The organism is Campylobacter sp. LMG 7929 (assembly GCF_024723595.1).
Taxonomy (GTDB): domain Bacteria; phylum Campylobacterota; class Campylobacteria; order Campylobacterales; family Campylobacteraceae; genus Campylobacter_D.
In genome coordinates this window covers 125,360-147,456 of record NZ_JANQCY010000001.1, presented here as the reverse complement: position 1 = coordinate 147,456, position 22,097 = coordinate 125,360, and the positions used below count along the sequence as shown (strand labels likewise).

The 22,097-nt window shown below is 29.4% G+C and carries 19 protein-coding genes and 1 pseudogene; 9 read left to right on the top strand and 11 right to left on the bottom strand.

Going from position 1 to position 22,097, the window contains the following annotated elements; translation table 11 throughout:
• Window positions 1-49: 49 nt before the first annotated feature.
• From CAMP5118_RS00760 to CAMP5118_RS00740, 5 genes are read left to right on the top strand one after another with little or no spacing between them, the layout of a single operon-like run.
• Complete coding sequence (locus CAMP5118_RS00760; RefSeq protein ID WP_337216363.1) at window positions 50-790, top strand: NAD+ synthase; 741 nt, start codon at window positions 50-52, stop codon at window positions 788-790.
• Window positions 777-1,715, top strand: coding sequence for a tetraacyldisaccharide 4'-kinase (locus tag CAMP5118_RS00755; protein ID WP_337216362.1), 939 nt, complete (start codon window positions 777-779; stop codon window positions 1,713-1,715). Before CAMP5118_RS00760 ends, CAMP5118_RS00755 begins: the two co-directional genes overlap by 14 nt.
• Window positions 1,690-3,099, top strand: coding sequence for a threonine synthase (thrC, locus tag CAMP5118_RS00750; protein ID WP_337216361.1), 1,410 nt, complete (start codon window positions 1,690-1,692; stop codon window positions 3,097-3,099). Before CAMP5118_RS00755 ends, thrC begins: the two co-directional genes overlap by 26 nt.
• On the top strand, window positions 3,096-3,821 hold the full coding sequence (gene kdsB, locus CAMP5118_RS00745) for a 3-deoxy-manno-octulosonate cytidylyltransferase (RefSeq protein ID WP_263678650.1): 726 nt from the start codon (window positions 3,096-3,098) through the stop codon (window positions 3,819-3,821). Before thrC ends, kdsB begins: the two co-directional genes overlap by 4 nt.
• Window positions 3,818-4,582, top strand: a complete 765-nt coding sequence (locus CAMP5118_RS00740) for a transporter substrate-binding domain-containing protein (RefSeq protein ID WP_337216360.1) — start codon at window positions 3,818-3,820, stop codon at window positions 4,580-4,582. Before kdsB ends, CAMP5118_RS00740 begins: the two co-directional genes overlap by 4 nt.
• Here the strand turns inward: CAMP5118_RS00740 and CAMP5118_RS00735 are convergent.
• Window positions 4,579-5,295, bottom strand: coding sequence for an amino acid ABC transporter permease (locus CAMP5118_RS00735; protein WP_337216372.1), 717 nt, complete (start codon window positions 5,293-5,295; stop codon window positions 4,579-4,581). The two genes, CAMP5118_RS00740 and CAMP5118_RS00735, sit on opposite strands and share 4 nt — an antisense overlap.
• 248 nt (window positions 5,296-5,543) lie before the next feature.
• On the opposite strand from CAMP5118_RS00735, the gene dsbD reads away from it, so the two are divergent.
• Window positions 5,544-7,235 carry a protein-disulfide reductase DsbD gene (gene dsbD / locus CAMP5118_RS00730; protein ID WP_337216359.1) on the top strand — a complete coding sequence of 564 codons (1,692 nt, stop codon included), beginning with the start codon at window positions 5,544-5,546 and terminating at the stop codon, window positions 7,233-7,235.
• Window positions 7,235-7,889, top strand: a pseudogene (locus CAMP5118_RS00725) (MOSC domain-containing protein). Before dsbD ends, CAMP5118_RS00725 begins: the two are co-directional and overlap by 1 nt.
• Here the strand turns inward: CAMP5118_RS00725 and CAMP5118_RS00720 are convergent.
• Entirely contained in the window at window positions 7,882-9,057 is a 1,176-nt protein-coding gene (locus CAMP5118_RS00720) for an NAD(P)/FAD-dependent oxidoreductase (protein WP_337216358.1), read from the bottom strand. The pseudogene CAMP5118_RS00725 and the gene CAMP5118_RS00720 sit on opposite strands and share 8 nt — an antisense overlap.
• A 102-nt stretch (window positions 9,058-9,159) precedes the next feature.
• On the opposite strand from CAMP5118_RS00720, the gene CAMP5118_RS00715 reads away from it, so the two are divergent.
• On the top strand, window positions 9,160-10,524 hold the full coding sequence (locus CAMP5118_RS00715) for a sodium-dependent transporter (RefSeq protein ID WP_337216357.1): 1,365 nt from the start codon (window positions 9,160-9,162) through the stop codon (window positions 10,522-10,524).
• On the opposite strand, the gene CAMP5118_RS00710 is transcribed toward CAMP5118_RS00715, so the two are convergent.
• From CAMP5118_RS00710 to CAMP5118_RS00690, 5 genes are all read right to left on the bottom strand, one after another.
• Entirely contained in the window at window positions 10,495-11,379 is an 885-nt protein-coding gene (locus CAMP5118_RS00710) for a 1-aminocyclopropane-1-carboxylate deaminase/D-cysteine desulfhydrase (RefSeq protein WP_263678658.1), read from the bottom strand. The two genes, CAMP5118_RS00715 and CAMP5118_RS00710, sit on opposite strands and share 30 nt — an antisense overlap.
• Window positions 11,366-12,316, bottom strand: a complete 951-nt coding sequence (locus CAMP5118_RS00705) for an OmpA family protein (protein WP_263678659.1) — start codon at window positions 12,314-12,316, stop codon at window positions 11,366-11,368. The genes CAMP5118_RS00710 and CAMP5118_RS00705 overlap by 14 nt, the downstream gene beginning before the upstream one ends.
• Window positions 12,303-13,634, bottom strand: a complete 1,332-nt coding sequence (locus CAMP5118_RS00700) for a MotA/TolQ/ExbB proton channel family protein (protein WP_039626332.1) — start codon at window positions 13,632-13,634, stop codon at window positions 12,303-12,305. Before CAMP5118_RS00700 ends, CAMP5118_RS00705 begins: the two co-directional genes overlap by 14 nt.
• 75 nt (window positions 13,635-13,709) lie before the next feature.
• Window positions 13,710-14,774 carry a class II fructose-bisphosphate aldolase gene (fbaA, locus tag CAMP5118_RS00695; RefSeq protein WP_257404066.1) on the bottom strand — a complete coding sequence of 355 codons (1,065 nt, stop codon included), beginning with the start codon at window positions 14,772-14,774 and terminating at the stop codon, window positions 13,710-13,712.
• Window positions 14,774-15,589 (bottom strand): peptidylprolyl isomerase, encoded by an 816-nt coding sequence (locus tag CAMP5118_RS00690; protein ID WP_337216356.1) that lies wholly within the window; start codon window positions 15,587-15,589, stop codon window positions 14,774-14,776. Before CAMP5118_RS00690 ends, fbaA begins: the two co-directional genes overlap by 1 nt.
• A gap of 79 nt (window positions 15,590-15,668) precedes the next feature.
• Between CAMP5118_RS00690 and nth the strand changes: the two genes are divergently transcribed.
• Window positions 15,669-16,295, top strand: a complete 627-nt coding sequence (gene nth / locus CAMP5118_RS00685; protein ID WP_337216355.1) for an endonuclease III — start codon at window positions 15,669-15,671, stop codon at window positions 16,293-16,295.
• Window positions 16,296-16,318: 23 nt separating this feature from the next.
• On the opposite strand, the gene gltS is transcribed toward nth, so the two are convergent.
• The 4 genes from gltS to CAMP5118_RS00665 all read right to left on the bottom strand — a co-directional run bounded on the left by gltS (window position 16,319) and on the right by CAMP5118_RS00665 (window position 22,046).
• Complete coding sequence (gene gltS, locus CAMP5118_RS00680) at window positions 16,319-17,527, bottom strand: sodium/glutamate symporter (protein ID WP_263663209.1); 1,209 nt, start codon at window positions 17,525-17,527, stop codon at window positions 16,319-16,321.
• A gap of 115 nt (window positions 17,528-17,642) precedes the next feature.
• Window positions 17,643-18,983, bottom strand: coding sequence for a TolC family protein (locus CAMP5118_RS00675; RefSeq protein ID WP_337216354.1), 1,341 nt, complete (start codon window positions 18,981-18,983; stop codon window positions 17,643-17,645).
• A 1-nt stretch (window position 18,984) separates the two neighbouring features.
• Window positions 18,985-20,916, bottom strand: coding sequence for an ABC transporter permease (locus tag CAMP5118_RS00670; protein ID WP_337216353.1), 1,932 nt, complete (start codon window positions 20,914-20,916; stop codon window positions 18,985-18,987).
• On the bottom strand, window positions 20,913-22,046 hold the full coding sequence (locus CAMP5118_RS00665; RefSeq protein WP_337216352.1) for an efflux RND transporter periplasmic adaptor subunit: 1,134 nt from the start codon (window positions 22,044-22,046) through the stop codon (window positions 20,913-20,915). Before CAMP5118_RS00665 ends, CAMP5118_RS00670 begins: the two co-directional genes overlap by 4 nt.
• Window positions 22,047-22,097 lie beyond the last annotated feature (51 nt).

The following is a 22,097-nucleotide window of genomic DNA, read 5'->3' as shown; positions in this document are numbered from 1 at the left end:
TTAACTAAATCAAATATAATTTTAAAAAATTAATATTTAAAGATTTTTTATGAATTATACAAAATTACAAGAATTATTGATCAATTTTATAAAAGAACAAGCAGGGGATAAAAATCTCATCTTAGGTTTAAGTGGTGGGATAGATTCAGCTTTAGTAGCTCATCTTTGTAAAAAAGCAGTGGGTGAAAAACTTTTTGTGCTTTTAATGCCTACAAAACATTCTAAAAAAGAAAATTTAGATGATGCATTAATGCTATGTGATCATTTGCAAATTCATCATAAGATTATTTATATTGATGAAGCACTTTGTGCTTATGAAAAAATTTGTCAAGACTTAAACCCTTTACGCTTTGGAAATTTAGCTGCAAGAGTGCGTATGAGTTTGCTTTATGATTATTCGGCTTTACACAATGCATTGGTAATAGGCACTTCTAATAAAAGCGAACTTATGCTTGGTTATGGGACTATTTATGGGGATTTAGCTTGTGCTTTTAATCCTTTGGCTACACTTTATAAAAGTGAAGTTTTTGAGCTTGCTAAATTTATGGGTGTGCATGAAAATTTCATACAAAAAGCCCCTAGTGCTGATCTTTGGCCAAATCAAAGTGATGAAAAAGATCTTGGCTATAAATATGAAGCTTTAGATGAAGTTTTAAAAGCTTTAGAAAATAATCAAAGCTTGGAAAATTTTGATGAGAATTTAAAAAATTTAGTCTTAGAGCGTGTGCAAAATAATGCTTTTAAAAGAAAACTTCCAACAACATTAAAGAATACATATGACTTGGCTTGATCGGTATTTTTTTAAACCTAATTTTTTGCAAAAAACTCTAGCCTTTTTGCTTTTGCCTTTTAGCTTTTTATATATGATCATAGCGATTTTAAATACTAAATTTAAAAAAGAACTTGATTTTAATTTACCCATTATAAGCATAGGTAATCTAACCCTAGGAGGCAATGGAAAAACTCCCATTTGTAAAGCCATAGCAGCTGAGTTTGAAAATTGTTTTATCATCTTAAGAGGCTATAAAAGACAAAGTAAAGGCTTAATCATCGTTAAGCATAAAGATAAAATTTTATGCGATATTAAAGAAAGTGGCGATGAAGCTATGGAATATGCACTTACAAAGCACATTAATGGAGTGATAGTAAGCGAAGATAGGGTTAAAGGCATACAAAAAGCTATCGAGCTTGGAGCAAAAATCATACTTTTAGATGATGCTTTTTCTAAATTTCATATTAAAAAACTTAATATTTTATTGCAAAGTAAAGATGAGCCATTTTTTGATTTTACCCTACCTAGCGGGGCTTATCGTTTGCCAAAATCTTTTGCTAAAAGGGCTGATTTTATAGCTAAAGAAAACGAAGATTTTGTGCGTTATTCTCATGTAAAAGAAAATCAAAAAGCCGTTTTAATAAGCTCTATTGCAAAGCCTTTTAGATTATATGAGCATTTTATCAAAGCTAGGGCTTGTTATTTTTTTGCTGATCACTATACTTTCAAAAAAGAAGAATTAGAAAAACTTTTAAAAAAACACAATTGCGACACTTTAATGCTAACCTTTAAAGACTATGTGAAAGTAAAAGATTTTGGCTTTAAAATTGAACTTATCCATCTTGATATTGTTTTAAAAGATAGTTTTAAGCAAGTTTTGCAAGATTATATTTATAAATTTAACAAAAAGGAAGAAAATGTTACTACACTCAACCCAAGATAAAAATCACCAAGTAAGCTTTTCAAAAGCCTTACTTAGCCCTAGTGCACCTAATAATGCTTTATATGCACCACTTAATCTACCAAAGCTTGACAATGAAGCTTTGAAAAATTTAAACTACAAAGAATTAGCCTTAAAAATCATCGCAGCTTTTGATTTTGATTTAGAGCTTGAAGTTTTTGAAAAAGCTTTGAAAACTTATGAGGATTTTGATGATAAAACCTGCCCTATTCATTTAAGAAAAATTAATGATAAGCTTTATATTAATGAATTATTCCATGGGCCAACAAGAGCTTTTAAGGATATGGCTTTGCAACCTTTTGGTGTGCTTTTAGAACACTTAAAAAAAGATGATGATTTTTTAATCATGTGCGCTACAAGTGGTGATACAGGGCCTGCTACGCTAAAAAGCTTTGAAAATAAAAAAGGCATAAAAGTAGTTTGTATTTACCCAAATGAAGGTACAAGTAAAACTCAAGCTTTACAAATGACACATTCAAATGCAAGCAATTTAAAATCCATAGCCATTGAAGGTAATTTTGATGATGCGCAAAATGCTCTAAAAGCGCTTTTAAATGATGAGGATTTTAAAAATACTTTAAAAGAAGAAAAGTTAAGTCTAAGTGCTGCAAATTCAGTTAATTTTGGAAGAATACTTTTTCAAATCATCTATCATTACTATGCTAGTTTAAAAATCGATAGAACAATAGATATCATCATTCCAAGTGGAAATTTTGGCGATGCCTTGGGAGCTTATTATGCTAAAAAAATGGGGGCAAATATAGGCAAAATTAAAATTGCTTCCAATTCAAACAATATCTTAAGTGAGTTTTTTAATACAGGCAAATATGATTTAAGAAATAAAAGCTTACAAAAGACTATTTCTCCTGCTATGGATATACTCATATCATCAAATATAGAAAGATTGCTTTTTGATAAATTTAAAGATGAACGCACCAAAGAGTTAATGCAAGCTTTAAAGAATGAAAAATATTATGAGCTTATCCAAAAAGAGCTAGAGCTTTTACAAGAAGACTTTGAAGCTGATTTTTGCAATGATAATGAGTGCATGCAATATATCAAACAATACAGCCACTTAGGACTTTTAGACCCTCACACTTGCACTTGCTTTAAAATGCTTGATTCTAACACCACTACGCTTATTACTTCCACAGCACAATGGAGTAAATTTACCCCAAGTATGTATCAAGCAATTTATAATAAAGAATGCCAAGATGAACAAGCTTGCATGCAAGAACTTGCAAAAGAATTTAAACAAGAAATTCATCCAAATATTGCAAGCTTATTTACAAGCACACAAAAGCAAAATCAAGTTTGCAAACTCAAAAATCTAAAACAAACTATTATAGAATGGATAAAACAATGATAATCATACCAGCAAGATTAAAATCAAGTCGTTTTGAAAATAAAATTTTATGTGAGATTGATAATTTACCTATGTTTATTTATACAGCTAAAAAAATGCAAGAAGTTGATGAAGTGTGCGTGGCACTTGATGATGAAGAGGTTTTAAAAATAGCGCAAAAACATAATATAAAAGCAGTTTTAACAAGTAAAAATCACGAAAGTGGCACTGATAGGATCAACGAAGCTTGTCAAATTTTAAAACTAAATAACAACGAGCTAATCATCAATGTCCAAGCCGATGAGCCTTTTATAGAAACACAAAATATTAAAGATTTTAAAGAATTTAGTCAAAAAGCTTTTGAAGATGAGCTTTGCTTTATGAGTAGTTGCTATAAAGAAGTAGATGCAAAAGCTTGCGATGATCCTAATTTGGTTAAAGTAGTTACTGATAGTAATGATTATGCTTTGTATTTTTCAAGATCTAAAATTCCTTATGAAAGGGTAAATTATAAACAAAATTTTAAAGCCCATCTTGGAATTTATGCATATAGAGTTAAAAATTTACAAGAATTTTGCACTTTGAAAAACTCAGCTTTGGAAGAATGTGAAAAATTAGAACAATTAAGAGCCTTAGAAAATGGCAAAAAAATCAAAATGCTAAAAATACAAAGTCAAAGCATAGGTATAGATACAAAAGAAGATTATGAAAGAGCCTTAGCTAAATTTGGAGTTAAAAAATGAAAAAAATACTTTTTTTACTAAGCTTGTTTTTTACACTTCATGCAAAAGAATTAATCGTAGGTATGGAGTTAGCCTACCCTCCTTTTGAAATGAGTGATACCAAAGGTAATCCAAGTGGTATTAGTGTAGAGTTTTTACAAGCCTTTGCCAAAGAAAAAAACTATGATTTAAAAATTCAAAACATAGCTTGGGATGGACTTATACCTGCTTTAAGAACTCAAAAAATAGATCTAATCATGTCTTCTATGAGCATAAGTGAGCAAAGAAAAAAAGTAATAGATTTTACCTTGCCTTATGCTAAGGCAAATTTAGCGATATTAAGCACTAAAAAATCAAATATTAATTCCATAGAAGATTTAAATCAAAAAGGAAAAATCCTTGCCTTAAAAAGAGGTTCAAGTGCGCATTTATATGCTCAAAAAAATCTTAAAAATGTAAAAATCCTAGTATTTGATAAAGAAAATGCAGCTATTTTAGAAGTCATTCAAGCAAAAGCTGATGCTTTTATTTATGATCAAATGAGCATTTATAAAGCATGGAAAAAACATCCTGAGCAAACAAAAGCTATTTTTACCCCTTTTGAAAAAACACCTGAGCAATGGGCTATAGCTTTAAATAAAAATAATACCAAATTAAAAGAAGAACTCAATGAGTTTATTTTAAAATCTAAAAAAAATGGTCTTTTTGATAAGCTAAGTCAAAAATACCTCAAAGATATGCAAGAAATTTTCAAAGAACAAAAGCTTGAGTTTTTCTTTTAAGAAAAACTCTTTTCAAGCTTTCTTGAAAACATAGAAATAGGTAAAGTTAAAACCAAATAACACAGTGCTAAAGGAATGTAAATTTCTAAAGTTGAAAAGGTAAAAGCATTGATTTCCTGGGCATTTTGAGTTAATTCTGAAATAGCTATAACGCTTAAAAGAGAGCTGTCTTTAATTAAATTACTAAGCTGTCCGCTTAGTGGTGCTAAGATATTTTTTAAAGCTTGGGGAAAAATAACGCTTTTATAAATTTCAAACTCACTCAAACCCAAAGCTTTGGCACTTTCATATTGCATTTTATCAACACTTAAAATCCCTGCTCTAAATATCTCACAAATATAAGCACTAGCAAATAAAGCTAAAATCAAAACTCCACAAACATAACGATTATCAAGCCCTAAATTATCCGCAAAAATATAATAAATCAATAAAATTTGCACTAGCAAAGGTGTGCCTCTAATAAGCTCTATAAAAACTCTTGCAATCATATTAAAAAGCACGATTTTACAAAGACTCATATAACACAAAATCAAAGCAAAAATCACACCTACAATCAAAGACAAAACACTAATAAAAAAACTCGTAAAAAAACCCAGTATCATTTTGTCTTTATATTCATAAATTGCCCCAAAATCAAAATTATAACTAGCGCTTAAAAAAGATAAATAAAAAAATAAAAACAATAAAAAAACCAACAAAAAAGCATTAACCATATATGCTTTTAAAGTAATTTTTTTATACTCGTTAAATTTATTGTGCACTAAAAAAATACTATTCAAAAATTTCCTTTATTATGATTTCAAATATAGCAAATAGCAACTAAATTTCACTAAATATTAAGATTGTTAAAAATTGGAATTTTAGTTTATAACAAACTCCTTAATTTAGGATAATTATTAACTTAAATTTACCACAAATAAGTAAAATAAAACAAATTTAACTTCTAGTTTCAAGGAGAAAAATGCGTTTTTTAGCGGTATTTTTTATTTTTTTAAATTTAGCTTTTGCTAATAATGGAGTATTATCACTCAATGAAGCTTTTAAACTCAATACCCACAGCAACAATCAAGGAATTTTTTTAAAAATCAATCTTGCAGATAGAATTTATCTTTACAAAGATCAAATCAAAATAGAATTAGATTCAAATGACATTACTTCTTTATTAAATTTCCCACAAACTCAAACTAGAGAAAACAAAGAAGTAATCTTTAGCCAACTTGAACTTTTTATACCTCAATTATTATTAGATGATTTTATTAAAAATAACAATGCAAAACTTTCCCTAGCTTATCAGGGTTGCTCAGAAGAAGGTTTATGCTATCGTCCTGTATATGTAAATTATGAACTTAATAAACAAAATGGATTTTATGCTATAAAATCCACTAAAGATCAATTTAAAAAGCAAAATGAAGATGAGCAAATTGCTAATGATTTAAGCACACAAAATATATTTATCACGCTTTTAACTTTTTTTGGTTATGGCTTGTTATTAGCACTTACTCCTTGTATTTTACCAATGATACCTATTCTTTCTTCATTAATCGCAATGAAGCTCAAAGATAAACCATCTAAAAAATATAGCTTTTATTTATCTTTTATCTATGTCTTTTTTATGTCTTTAGCTTATGCTATAGCAGGTGCTTTAGTAGGTCTTGCAGGAGCTAATGTACAAGGTTTATTACAACAACCTTGGATTATCATTGCTTTTGCAGGTATTTTTGTATTGCTCTCACTTTCTATGTTTGGCCTTTATGAATTACAATTGCCGCTTAAATTTCAAAATTTTATTAATAAAAAAATAGAAGGCAAAAATGGAGTTTTTGGTATAGCTATCATGGGCTTTTTATCAGCTCTTATTGTAGGACCTTGCGTGGCTGCACCTTTAGCAGGGGCTTTGCTTTACATTACTAATAGTGGTGATGTATTTTTAGGAGGACTTTCTTTATTTGTGATGAGTTTTGGTATGGGCATGCCTTTACTTTTAATAGGATTTGGAGGAAGTTTTTTAAAAAGCGGAGCTTGGATGCTTAAGATAAAGATTTTCTTTGGTTTTATCATGCTCATCATGGCAGTTTGGATGCTAGAAAGAATACTTAATGCAAATATCATTTTAATGCTTTATGGGATTATAGGGGTATTTTTTGCTAGCTTTATGGGGCTATTTGATGAAGCAAAAACTAATTTTGATAAATTTAAAAAAGCAAGTATGATTTTAATTTTAGCTTATAGTTTAAGTCTAATTTTAGGCGGCTCAATGGGTTCAAAAAGCTTGCTAAAACCTCTTGAGTTTAACCTTACTTCAAAAGAAAATAGCTCTAGTTTAAGTTTTAAAACCATTAAAAACTTAAAAGAACTTAAGCAAGAATTACAAAATTCTACCAAACCAGTCATGCTTGAATTTACAGCTACTTGGTGTGAAAACTGCAAACTTTTAGAAGAATATACTTTTACAGATACGAAAGTACAAAATTTGCTTGCTAATTACACGCTTTTAAAAGCAGATGTAACACATAATAGTCAAGAAGATTTAGCTCTTATGAAAGAATTTGGAGTTTTTGGGCCTCCTGTGATGATATTTTTTAACAAAGGCGAGGAAAAAGGACGCATTATAGGTTATGTAGATGCAAATGATTTTTTAAGTAAAGCTCCTTGATGAGTTCTATTAAATCTTTGCAAATTGGCAAAATAAAAAACTATAATAAATTTCACTCAGCATTTATCAAGGATATTTATTTAAATTCTTTGCAAATTTGTACAAATTATATTCTTGATAATGAAATAGCTGATAAAATTCATCATGGAAATTTAGAAAAAGTTGTTTTTGCAAATAGTGTGCAAAACTATACTTTATGGAATAATTATTTAAACAAATACTTAAATTTTGGAGAAATGGGAGAGAATTTAAGTATTGATGGTTTAAATGAAAATAATGTTTGTTGTGGAGATATACATGAGATAGGTACTTGTATTTTGCAAGTAAGTCAACCGCGCAAGCCTTGTTTTAAAATTTCTAGCATACACAATCACTTAAATTTCACTCAAGAAATTTTCAAAAGTGGAAGAACTGGATGGTATTATAGAGTCTTAAAAGAAGGTGTAATGAACAAAAATGACAAAATCAAAATCTTACAAAAAGATGAAACTAATTTAAGCATTATGGAGTTAAATCAATTATTTTTTTAATCCTTTTAAAAATTCAAATTCTTTAGAAAAATTAGAAAAAATTTCCACCCTAGCAAAAGGATGGAAAGAGAGTATTCAGGCTAGATTAAATCACACTTATGATGATTCTTATATGTTTATTTAAAAAATCCTTTTATCCCTATAAGCTGATACTGCCATAGTTTTTCTATAAAAATTTTAAGTTTTATTGCCAAAAGACCACTAATTGGCTTATGCAAAACTGTGCCAACTGCATAATCATTTCCGATTGAACAAACGGTATTTCCACTTATAAAAGAAAAATCTTGCTTAAATTCTTTCTCACCAATCATAGCCATTAAAGCTTTGGCTACATAAGCTCCTTCTCTTAATGCAAGCTGGGCTGTTGGAGGATAAGGAGTGTTGGTTTTAGGATTTTTAAATAAACTATTATCACCTATAAAAAAGTATTTTGATGGATTTTCAACATTTAAAGGATGCATGAAAGCATCTACTTCTATACGCGATCTTGCACTTGGAAAATCAGAGCTATTTTCTATAACGCTATTACCCCTAACCCCTGCAGTCCAAATGATAGTATTAGCTTTAACAAATTCTCCCCCATCAAGTCTTATACCATTTTTTTCACATTCTATGATTTTAGATTTTTCATATACTTTTACACCAAGCGCTTCTAGTCTTTGCTTTGCTTTTAAAGCCAAACTTTTATCAAACATAGGTAAAATTTGATCCATAGCTTCGATAATAGAAAGCTCTAATTTCTCATAAGCAATTTGCTCTTTTTGGCAAAAGAATTTAAGCTCTTTAGCTAAAGAAGCTATAAATTCAACCCCACTTAAGCCCCCACCACAAACTGTAATTTTTAAATCATCTTCATTTTGGGTGGTTTTATAATTTTTTATTTTCTCATATATTATTTCATTAATTTTTAAAGCATTTTCATAATTGTCTATACTCAAAGCATATTCTTGCATACCTTTAATGCCAAAAGTTTCTTTAGCAAAACCAAGCCCACATACTAAAATATCAAAGTCAAATTCATTATTTTTAGTAAAAACTTTGTCTTTAGAAATTTTTAAAACTTCATCTTGGATAAAGTTGATTTTTGGATTTAATAAAGGTAAAAGATCATATTTTGAACTATAAATATCTTCATTGGAAGCTACTTTGTGTAGTAAAATAGTATGATAATGATAAGAATTGTTATTAATCAAACTCACTTGTGTTTTTTCAAAAAACTCATCAGGTAAGGCTTTTATAGCCGATAAAGTAGCATATCCTGCACCTAAAAACAAAATTTTCTTTTTTTGCATGGATTTTCCTTTAATTTGATAAAAAAATAAATAAAAATTTGGCATAATGGTATTATTTTTTATCTTAAAATATTTTTTATTTAAATTTAGCAAGGAAAAAGTATGCAAAGACAAACTTGGAGCAATACGCTAACTTATATCCTTACAGTAGCAGGAGCGACTATTGGTTTTGGAGCCACTTGGCGTTTTCCATACTTAGTAGGTGAAAATGGAGGCGGTGCTTATGTTTTAGCCTTTTGTATAGCTATGATTTTTATAGGAATTCCTGTGATTTTGGTTGAAAATGTTATAGGAAGACGCAGAATGCTAAATTCAGTCGATGCTTTTGGCGGAAAAACAAGCGATGGAGTTAAAATATCTAATTCTTGGCAAGGTGTTGGCTACATGGGGCTTTTAGGTAGTTTTGGAATCATGGCTTATTATATGGTAATAGGCGGATGGGTTTTGGCTTATATTTTTAAAATCATCATAGGCGATTTTAATCTTTCAAGTCCCATTAATGCTCAATATACAAGCGAATTTTATAACTCAACCATAGAAAATAATCCTTTATTAATAGGAATTTTTACTACTATATTTGTGATAATTAACTGGATTATCTTAAAAAAAGGTGTGATTGATGGCATAGAAAAGTCAGTAAAATACCTTATGCCATTTTTATTTATCTGCCTTTTGGTTGTTGTTGCACGTAATTTAACACTTGAAGGAGCAAGTGAGGGCGTGAAATTTTACCTTACTCCTGATCTTTCCAAAATCACTCCTAAATTGTTTATAGATGTTTTAGGGCAAGTATTTTTTGCCCTATCTTTGGGTTTTGGCGTAATGATAACCTTATCATCTCACCTTAAGAAAAATGAGAATTTAATCAAAACTTCTGTTTATACAGGAATTTTAAATACCCTCATAGCAGTGCTTGCTGGTTTTATGATTTTCCCTGCTTTATTTAGTGTAGGTTTAACCCCTGATAGTGGGCCATCTTTAGTTTTTAAAACCTTACCTGTTGCGTTTTCACATATACCTTTTGGAAGTATAATTTGCGTGTTTTTCTTTTTACTTTTAATCATCGCTGCACTTACTACAAGCTTGCCAATTTATCAAGTAATCATCAGTGTTTTGGAAGAAAAATTTAAACTAGCTAAAAATACTGCTATCAATCTAACACTTGGAAGCATTTTTGTCTTGGGAAATTTACCATGCATACTTACTTATGGTCCTTTAAGAGATATTACCATCATCAAAGGAAAAAATATTTTTGATAGCTTTGATTTTATTAGTGGAAATATATTCTTTGTTTTAACTGCATTTTTTTGTTGTATTTATGTAGGTTGGGTACTTAAAAAAGATGCAATTTATGAACTTTCTAATCAAAATACCCTAAAAGGAAGTATTTTTAAACTATGGTATTACTATGTTAAGTTTATCATACCTTTGATTATCTTAGTGATTTTTTATTTTGGAATTTTTTAATTTATACTCATAACGCTTTAACATGCTTATATTTCCTTCAAGGCCTCCTTGATGGATATATAAGATTTTTCCACCAAATTGCTCTTTATGAGTTAATAAAGTTTTAAAACCCACCATATCATAAAGCAAATCAAACTCCACTCCACATTCTTTTTTTAAATCTTGATAAAGATCATAAAATTCCAAATAAGGCTTAGCAAAATGATATTTTTTAGGTGGATTTAGTATGGTTAAATTATTAAAATCATAATTTAGCTCTAAGCTTAAAATTTGCTCTTTTAAATACGCACTATCACCTACACAAGCACATGTAAAAACTTTAAATTTGCTATGCTTAGCCAAAAAAGCCGCAGAAGTTCCTGTACCTGAAGGTAGAAAAATACTTACATTTTCATTCAACTGTTCACTAAGCTCTAAAGCCAGTTGTTGGTATCCAAATTCAGCTTCTTTTATAGCCACACCCTCTTCTATAAAAACATCATCATCTTTTTTTAAGGCTAAAGCTTGTAATCTTCTTGTAGGATAGTTTGTATTTTCTATCAACTCCACATTGTGTTTTAATGCAAATTCTAAATTTCCATGGGGACTTTCTTTTAAAAAAGAACTTATTTTTTCACAAACAAAAATGAGCAAAAAATCATTTTCGTAACAAAACTTAGCTAAAGCAACCAAAGCATTACTTTGAGAGGAGCCAAAAGAAATAAATCTTTGTCCTTTTTTAAATAAATGTTTGTTTTTTTCAAAAAAGGCTAGTTTTCTAGCCTTATTTCCATTGATATAACCTAATAAATCATCTCTTTTGAGTAAAAATTCAAAATCTTTGTATTTTAAAACATCAATTCTACTTGCTTTCAAGGTATTTTTCAACCTTTTCTAAAGCATTATTTGTATTGATATTAAACTTAATCTCTATTCTACGGCTTGCTTCTTTATCTTCTTTACCATCTTTCATAATTACATCAGAATAAGACCTACCACTTGCCATTAAAAGTTTTTGCAATCTTGGATCTTTGTAAAATGAGTGTATAAAACTCATCACAGCATAAGCTCTTTTTTGCGATAAATCAAGATTATATATATAAGAACCTGCGCTGTCTGTATGACCTTCTATGACTATATTTTCTATGCTATTTAAGATATTTTCATCTTTTAAAATATTGTCAAAATACTGCGTTAAAATCGCTTTCAAATTTTCTTTTGCATGTGCTTTTAGCGTAAAAGAATTTGTATCAAAAAGCACTTCAGAAGGTAAAACTATCGCCCCTGTATTAGAATCTAAAGTAATATTAGTATCAAATTTTGCTTGAAGATTTTTAATGGTATTTTCTTTGATTAAACCTAGTTCTTTGATTTTACTTTTTGCCTCATCAAAATTACGCTCTAATTCTTTGATTTCTTCATCTTTTTTGTTTAATCTCTCAAGCAAAGCAAAAATTTGCTGATCTTTTTCATCTAAACTCGAATTTAAATCTTGATTAAGTTTAGTAATATTAGCCTCTAAAGCCTGTTTTTGTTTGTTGATATTATCAAGCGTGCTTGAAGTATTATTTAATTTTTGGCTAAGATTTTTTAAAATATCTTCTTTTTGGTTTAATTCTTCTTTGTTCTCTCTTAAGCGCTCTTCTTGTTTTTGCAGATTTTCTTTTATGATTTGCAAATCACTTTGAGTTAAAACATACTTAACAACTATAGCTCCAATAAGCAAAATAAATATAAAAAGCAAGCCCGCCATTAAATCTGCATAAGCTATCCAAAAATTATTTTCTTCATTGTTAGAATTATTTTTTATCATCTATTTTTTCATCTTCTTTTTGATTTTCAAGCTTTGCAATAACTTGTGTGGTTTGCTCATCTAATTCTTTGCTTTCTTCTTTAAATTCTTGCATTAGTGAAATTTTTTCATCAATATTTTTTTCATCTTCATAAGCTTCTTTAAAAGTGTGCATACCTTCTATAATACTTGCCCTAAAGCCCTCGAAAAGTTTAGTTTGATTATCAAGCATAAGATTTTGATATTTTTCAATATTATTTGAAAAATTATTCACCTTTTCATCTAAAGCACTCACGCTTTTATCCAAATGTACAATCTTATCAGAACTCACATCCAAAAGTCTGTTGTATTGCTCTGAAATTCTTAAAGTTAAATCTTTTATGTTTGAATTTAGCATATTTACCGCATTTGCAATCTCGCTGTAAGTTTTAACTATATCTTTTTGTTCTCTTTGGGTTTTAGACAAATCACTCATAGTTTGTTTTACATGCTCACTGCTTAATCTTACAGCTTTTTCCTCAGCATTTACAAGCTCTTGAAAAACTTTAAATTTTCTATCTATTGTATTATCTAATTCTTTAAAAAATTCCTCATTGCTCACATGCTCAAAAATCGTGCCTATTTTTTCAAAATGTTGCAAACTTTCTTGAAGATATTTTCTATCAATTTCTTCTTTAGACCAGAAAAAATCGCTTGTTGCATTTTTTTGACGATTAAGAAGTTTTTGAAATTTACTGCTGCCGTATTTTTCAAAAAATATCCACCAAAGTGCTAAGAAAATTCCATAAATTGATACATAAAAGGCTGTTCCTACTCCATTTAATAAAACTGAAATTTCTTGTTCTAAACCTGCTGTGTCACTTGAATTAAAATTTGGCATAGACATTGCTATACTTATAAAAGTCCCCAAAATACCGAGCATAGGAAAAATAGCTGCACCTACAGAAGCAAAATTTTCATTTCTCAAATCTTTCACATAAGCATAAGCAAAATCATCAAAACTAGCGTTTGACTTTGTTTCTTTACCTATAACTAAAAAATGCTTCATAATATAGCGTTTTAATATAAGCTTAAATTCATCTTTTTGTTGCTCAAAAATACTTGAAGCATAATCAGCACTATGTCTAGCAAAGATCAAAGCTACCAAAAAGATAATCCCTATCATTACAACACTATGTAATTCTACTTTAAAATCAATCTTTCCAAAATATCCTAAAAGTACTAAAATATACAATATAGCAGGGATAAATATAATCTTTAAATAAGCAACAATTCCAGTACTGCCTTTTCCCTCAGGCAATACAAGATCAGAAAAATCGTCAGTTGTTTTAACTTCCATTTTATAAACCTTTGTTAATTTTGCTCTAAAAATTTGAAATCTTCACAGGAAAATCAACTAAGAGTTATAAAACTCTTAGTTTCTATCGATACAATTTAAATCACTAAAAGCACACTCTAAGCGTTTGATCATGCTCTCTTCGCCCGCTCTAAGCCATACTCTTGGATCATAGTATTTTTTATTTGGCTTATCATCTCCATCTGGATTGCCAATTTGTCCTTGCAAATAAGCTTTATTTTTAAGTTCATACTCTCTAACACCATCCCAAAAAGCCCATTGAGTATCTGTATCAATATTCATCTTAATCACACCATAGCTAAGTGCAGCTTTGATATCTTCTATATCACTACCACTGCCACCATGGAAAACAAAATTGATTGGTTTTTCTTCACCAAGATTGAATTTTTCTTTTACATAATTTTGAGAATTTTTAAGAATTTCAGGTCTTAAAATCACATTTCCTGGTTTATATACTCCATGTACATTACCAAAGCTAGCTGCAATTGAAAATCTATCACTAATTTTAGAAAGTCTCTCATAAGCTAGTGCTACATCTTCAGGCTGGGTGTATAATTTTGCATTATCGATATTAGTATTATCCACTCCATCTTCTTCACCACCCGTACATCCTAGCTCAAGCTCTAAAGAAATTCCAAGTTCAGACATTTGTTTTAAATAATTTTCACAAGTGTTTAGATTGCTTTCTAAATCCTCTTCACTTAAATCAATCATATGGGAACTAAACAAAGGCTTGCCTGTTTCTTTTTTAAACTCAATATTTGCTTCAATCAAAGCATCGATCCAAGGAAGTAATTTTCTAGCAGCATGATCTGTGTGTAAAATCACCGGAACTCCATAAGCTTTTGCCATTAAATGTACATGTCTGGCACCACTTATAGCACCAAGTACATCAGCTTTTGGGCAAGCTTTCCCTGCTACAAATTTAGCTCCTCCATTTGAAAACTGAATAATCACAGGCGAATTAACTTTTTTAGCACTTTCTAAAACCGCATTGATAGAATTTGTCCCCACAACATTTACCGCAGGGATAGCAAATCCTTCTTTTTTTGCATGATTATATACGATATTTAGATCATCACCACTTAAAACACCTGGTTTAACAAGATCTAATACGCCCATTATTTGTATTCCACTTTTGCTTTTTGAAGAAGTTCTTGAGCTTTTTTATTCATAAGTTCTTTAAATTCTTCCATTTTGATATTGCTTTCAATACCTGCTTTTACTTCATTATAGCTCATAGTACTTTTTGCTCTAGCATCTTCTTTTAAGATAACATGATATCCAAAATCACTCTTTACAGGTGTTTTAGAAATAGTACCTTTTTTCATAGAAAAAGCTGCATCAGCAAATGGTTTTACCATAGTTGATTCAGCAAACCAACCAAGATCACCACCTTGAGCTGAAGAACCTTTGTCGATTGATTTTTCTTTTGCAAGTTGAGCAAATTTATCATTTAAAGCTTTTCCACTTAGCTTACTAAGCTCGGCAATAATATCTTTAGCTTCTTTTTCACTAGTTACCAAAATATGCTTAGCTTTCACTTGAGCTGGTTTAGTGAATTTATCTTTATTTGCTTCATAGAATTTTTTAGCTTTAACATCATTATTTTTAATTGAATCAAAAATTTTCTTTTGGTAGATATTTACTAAAATAGCTTCTTTAGCACGCTCTAATTCTTCTTTATATGAAGGATCATTTTCTATTTTTTGAGCTTTAGCGTCTTTTAATACAAGTTGTTGAACGATATATTGATCAATAATTGCTTTTTTTTGTTCAGCTGGCAAATCAGTGATTTTAGCACCTCTTAGCATAGGAGCAAAAAATTCATTCACTTCTGTATCGCTGATATTGTTTCCATCAAGGGTTGCAACCACCGCAGCATTTAAACTTAAGCCTGTTAACAAAGCCGCAGCAACTAAAGAAATTTTTTTCATTGTTTTTCCTTTTGAAATAGTTTTGTTGATTTTATTATATCTAAACTTTATTTAAAGCCGATTAACATACAATAAGTTTATGAAAAGAAATTTAGAAATTAAAAAATTATTTTTAGAGCATTTTGACCAAGCAAAAACAGAATTAGTTTTTAGTAATGCTTATGAACTTATAGTTTGTGTTATGCTTTCAGCTCAATGTACTGATAAAAGGGTTAATCTCATCACACCGGCTTTATTTGAAGCTTATCCTAGCGTACAAGATTTAGCTAAGGCAAACTTATCATCTTTGAAGCTTTTGATTAATTCTTGCTCATTTTATAATAATAAAGCACAAAATTTAATCAAAATGGCTCAAGCAGTTTGCGAGCAATTTAATGGTGAAATTCCTATGAATGAGCAAGATTTAAAAACTCTAGCAGGAGTAGGACAAAAAACTGCACATGTAGTAATGATAGAATGGTGCGGGGCTAATTGCATGGCTGTAGATACTCATGTATTTAGAGTTTCACACAGACTTAATCTTAGCAAAGCCAAAACCCCTGAAGAAACTGAAAAAGATTTAACTAAAATTTTTAAAGATAATCTAAACTATCTTCATCAAGCTATGGTGCTTTTTGGACGTTATACATGTAAAGCCAAAAATCCCTTATGTAAAGAGTGTTTTTTAAATCATTTATGTAAGAGCAAAGATAAAAAGTTAATCTAGCACTAAATTAGTGCTAGATGATTTTAATGAAAGAATGGTAGATATAAGAAAGCATTAATCACTAAAGCATTTACTATATCTATGAAAAATGCACCTACTAAAGGCACAATAATAAATGCCATATGGCTCATACCATAGTGATTTGTTACAGTTTGCATATTTACCATAGCTGTTGGAGTAGCACCTAAACCAAAACCACAATGTCCTGCTGCTAAAACTGCTGCATCATAGTCTTTTCCACATATTCTAAAGGTTACAAATATAGCAAAAGCAGCCATCATAGCAACTTGTACTACTAAAATTACTAGCATCGGTAGTGCAAGGGTTACTAGATCCCAAAGATTAATAGTCATTAACGCTAAAGCTAAGAATAATGACAAGCTTACATTACCTAAAACTGATACCTCTCTATCAAATACATGGTGAATTTTTGTAGCTGATAAAACATTTCTTAAAACAACACCCACAAAAAGACAATACACAAAAGTTGGTAAAGTAAAACCTGTATTTGCTTTGATATAAGTAGATAAAGCATTACCTATTAATAAACATAAAGCAATCAATGCTAAAGACTCTATAAAAGAAGATGGAGTGATCAATCTTTCTTTTTCTGGAGATTGGAAATTTAAAATCGCATCTTTATCATCATTTTGTTTTGGAACTACTAATTTGTGTTTATTAACCAAATATCTCGCAACAGGCCCACCTATGATACCACCTGAAATAAGTCCAAAAGTCGCACAAGCAATAGCAACAGTAGTTGCACTAGAATACAAATAAGGTTCTTTAATAAATTCAGCCGCCCAAGCTGCACCTGTACCATGACCACCACTCATTGTAACAGAACCTGCTATAAGCCCCATAAGTGGATTTTGTCCCATGGCAGTTGCTACACCTATACCAACTATATTTTGCGCAAATAGTAAAGCTACAACTACAACTAAAAAAACTGCTAATTTTCTACCACCTTTTTTTAATGAAGCAAAATCAGCTAACAAACCAATACTTGAAAAGAATGCAAGCATTAACGGATCTTTCATAGATTCATCAAATTTAATGTCTAGTGAAAAAGAACTATGTAAGATTAAAAGAATAATCGCAGCTATTCCACCACCAACAACTGGCTCAGGGATATTATAATCACGAAGAAATTTTACCCTTTTAATGACAAAAACGCCCAAAAGCAATACTATAACCATAGTAACTAGCGTTGCATAAAAATCAAATTTCATACCTCTCCTTTGTTTGATTTACTTATCAATTGTAATCTAAATGACTTTAAAAACAACGCAAATAAACACTACTCTTTACTAAGATATTACAAAATGAAACATTTTTAAGTCTATTTTACTCTGAAATCAATACTATATTATGATACAAATTAATATTTTTAAGCAAAGACAGTTTCGCTCTACTAAGCTCTTGAAGTGAATTAATAAGCAAAGCATCTGCATCAAGATAATCTTTTAGCTCATTACGCCCTAATTCATATTTTTCAAAATATAATTGTGTAATTTTTGCTTGATTGGCATTGATATCTTTTACTAAATTTAACAAATCATTGTAGTATTTATCGTTTTCATAACAAAGTTTAAACTCATGAATAGCTCTTTGTAATACATCTTTATACTCATATAAGCGTGCTTGGTATGCAAATTCAGAAATTTTTACATTTTGTCTTACTCTATAAAAGTCCAAAAATGGTAAGTCAATAACAACATTTCCACCTAAGATTAAAAATTTAAAACTTTCATCAAAATTTTTATCACTCCCATCTAAATTTCCTAATATTTTTATACTAGGTAAAATGCTTTTTTGCACACTTGTATAATCTTTATAAGAAGCCATAAGTTGATTTAGTTTTGCTTGAACTTGTGGTCTATAAGCAAGCATTTTTAACTCTATATCAAAATTAATTTTTTGCAATGAAAAATCTTCAAGTGTATAATTTAACATTTTATTAATCAAACGCTCATCATCTTTACCTAGTAAATCTTTTATATTTTTAAGTGTTAAGTCTTTATTTTGCAAATTTGTGATGATATTTTGTTTAGTATTTAATAAAGACTTTTTGATATTTAAAAGATCAATATACTCAACCTTACCATAATCAAATTTAGTAGTATAAATTTCTAGCATTTGCTCAAGATTTTTTAAATGATTGTTTAGCAAGCGATCTACATCGTTAAAATAAATCAATTCAAAAATACTATTAATTGCTAAATTAATAGTATCAAGCTCTAAAGAGCGTAACTCATATTCGCTTGCTTTTGCTAAAAATTCAGAACTAGCAACTTGATCTGAAATTTTTCCATATATATCAAGCTCATAATTTAACATAATACCATTTGAAAAGCTATGCATTTCTGTGCCATTGTTTAAATTTTTTCTTATATTTGCACCTAAATTTCCACTCAAAGTAGGATAAAGATCTAAATTTAAAAGCTTATATCTAGCTAAAGTGCTTAAAAAATTAACTCTTGCCACATTTAAATCTTTGTTATTATCAATAATAGCTTTTAAGATATTATTTAAATCTTGATTATTATATTTTTTCCACCAAGCCTTGCTTGCATTAAAATCTTCAAAATATTCTTTTTTTATTTGCTCTTGAGATACTTGCTCTAATTTTACTCCTACGCAAGCATTTAAAAAAAAGGCTATAAAAAATAATAAAAATATTCTCATCTCATTCCTTTGATAAAGCACTAATAGGATTTAAATTTGCTGCATTTTTTGCCGGAAAAAATCCAAAAACCACTCCGATTAAAACCGAACTTAAAAGCCCTAAAAATACTGAATTTAATGAAAGTATCATCGTAAAACCAAAATTTAAAGAATTAAATACTTCAATGATAATAAAAGAAAGCATTACTCCAAAAATGGCCCCTAAGGAACAAATCAACACAGCCTCGATTAAAAACTGCATTAAAATATCTTCTTTTCTAGCTCCAATAGCCATTCTAACTCCAATTTCCCTTGTACGCTCACTTACTGAAACAAGCATGATATTCATCACACCAATACCACCTACTATTAAAGATACTACCGCAATAGAAGAAATAAGTAAAGTCAAAGTAGCAGTATTTTCTTCAATAGCATTTTTAATCGCGTCAGAATTTATAGTGAAAAAATCTTTTTTTCCGCGTTTAATCTCTAAAATTTTTACCATAGTCTCTTCAGCTAAAGCAGGATTTACCTCATCTTTTACCTTAGTTACTATAGCTCTTATTTGTTTATCCCCTGTGATTTTATTCATCAAAGTAGAATAAGGAGTATAAATTTTAATGGTATTTTCATCAGCTCTAAAGCCTTTATTGTCTCTTTCTTTTTTTAAAACACCAACTATAGTTAAAGGCTGTTTGTTAAAAATCACGCTTTTACCTAAAACATCTTTAGCACTGATATTATCAAATAAAATTCTCAAAGCATTTTCATCTATAATGCAAATATTAGTATTATCTTTTATATCCTCATTATTAATAAATCTACCATCTACCATCACAAAACCTCTAAGCCTTAGATGATTTGGCCCTACTCCATAAATTCTAGCTTGCAAAGAATTATTCTTATAAGTTACTACCCCTATTTTGCCCACATCTGCTTCTACTGCTTCTAAATAAGGCAAAGAACTTAAGGTTTTTAAATCACTTAAATTTAGCCTTGTTTTACCTGATCGAATATCTCCCAAACCACGCCCTGAAACAACTTCTATAGTATTAGTCCCAATAGAGCTAATAGAAGCAAGTATATTTTGTTGGGCTCCAAGTCCTAAAGCAACCACGCAAACTACTGAAGCTATGCCTATGATAATACCAAGCATAGTAAGCAAAGAGCGTAGCTTGTGTGCTACAATGGAAGTTATGGACATTTTTAAACTTTCAAAAAGCTGATTTTTAAGCAAATTAAAGCTTTTTTTCTCTTTTGGCATTAACTTAGCTTTTATTTCGTCTGCTTTTTTTGCACCATTATCACTTATAATCTTACCATCTTTAATTTCTATAACTCTTTTTGCTCTAGCAGCTATTTCTTTATCATGAGTGACTAAAACTACAGTGTGTCCTTGCTCATTTAGTTTATTTAAAATTTCTAAAACTATCTTACCACTTTTAGAATCAAGCGCACCTGTTGGCTCATCTGCTAAAATAAGCTCACCACCATTCATCAAAGCTCTTGCTATGGAAACTCTTTGCTGTTGCCCACCACTTAGTTCATTTGGCTTTGATAATTCTTTATGATCAAGCTCTAAAAAAGAAAGTAATTCTTTAGCCTTTTGCGATCTTTCTTGTTTGTTTTTTCCTGCATAAACAGCAGGTAAGGCTACATTATCTTTAGCATTTAAAAGACTAAGCAAATTATATCTTTGGAAAATAAAACCTATTTTTTCACGTCTAATCCTTGCTTTTTCATCCTTGCTTAAATTTGTAACTTCATATGCATCTAAAAAATATTTTCCACTACTTGGTTCATCAAGTGTTCCTATAATATTTAAAAGAGAGGTTTTTCCACTACCTGATTGTCCTATAATGGCTACAAATTCCCCTTTTTGAATATAAAGATTAATATTTTCTAAAATAGTTGTATTATTAATCTTTTTTTGTATATTTTCTAAGCGTATCATTTTTTATTTTTACCTATGATAACTAAATCACCTTCATTAATACCATCTAAAATTTGAGTATTTAAACTATCTTTGATACCTAATTTAACAGGTGTTCTTACACTTATATTATTGGCTTTTAAAATTTCTACATAATAACCACTTGTATCGCTTTTTATAGCCAAAGTTGGTATAACCAAAGTATTATTTTCTGTTTTAATGGCAATTTCATTTTCTGTGCTCATACCTATGCGTAAAAAATTATTATCGTTTTTTACAAAAACCCTTGCATAATAATACACAGCACTAGTGCTAGTACTTGAGTTTGAGTTTAAATTTGTATTACTTGTTGCATCACTTATAGTAGTATTTGCTGGATCTATACTTGAAATAATTGCTTCATATTTTTTATCAGGTTCATTTAAAATGCTAAATTTAACCTTTTTTCCTACACTAATTTTATTAATATCAGCTTCAGCTATTTGCATACGAATTTCCATTTCACTTAAATCAGCCAAACGCACTATACTTGGTGTATTTTGGTTTGCATTTACAGTTTGTCCTTCTTCAACTGCTACATTAATAATCTCACCCTTGCTAGGTGCAGTTATAGTAGTATAAGCTAAATCTTTTTGAGCATTTTTTAAAGAAATTTCAAGTTGAGTAGTTTGAGCTTTTAAATCAGCCACATTTGCCCTTAGAGCATAAAAAGTATTTTTAAGATTTTCAAGATTTTCTAAGGAAGTAGCCTTTTTAGTATAAAGCTTTTGTTCTCTTTGGTATTGTTTAGTAGCTATATTAAGAGCGATTTTTTTACTTTCTAAATTTGCCTTTGCGCTTTCAAGCTGAGCTTTGGTAATATCTAAATCATTTTGTTGCTTATCTTTATCAATTTGTGCGATTAAATCACCCTCATTAACATGATCACCTAATTTTACATAAAGTTTAGTAATTTGCCCACTAACTTGTGCACCAACATCAACTTGGGTTTTTGCATAAACTTCGCCTATTGCTTCTATACTTTGAGTGATGTCTTGTTTTTTAACTTCATAGGTTAGATAATTATATTCTTCCTTATTTGCAAAAAAGAAAAAATATACCCCTATAATGAGTATAATCAAAAATATACTTAAATAAATTATTTTTTTCATCTTAATCCTTTAAAACCATATAATAAAACATTTGTATGAAGTAAAAATAAA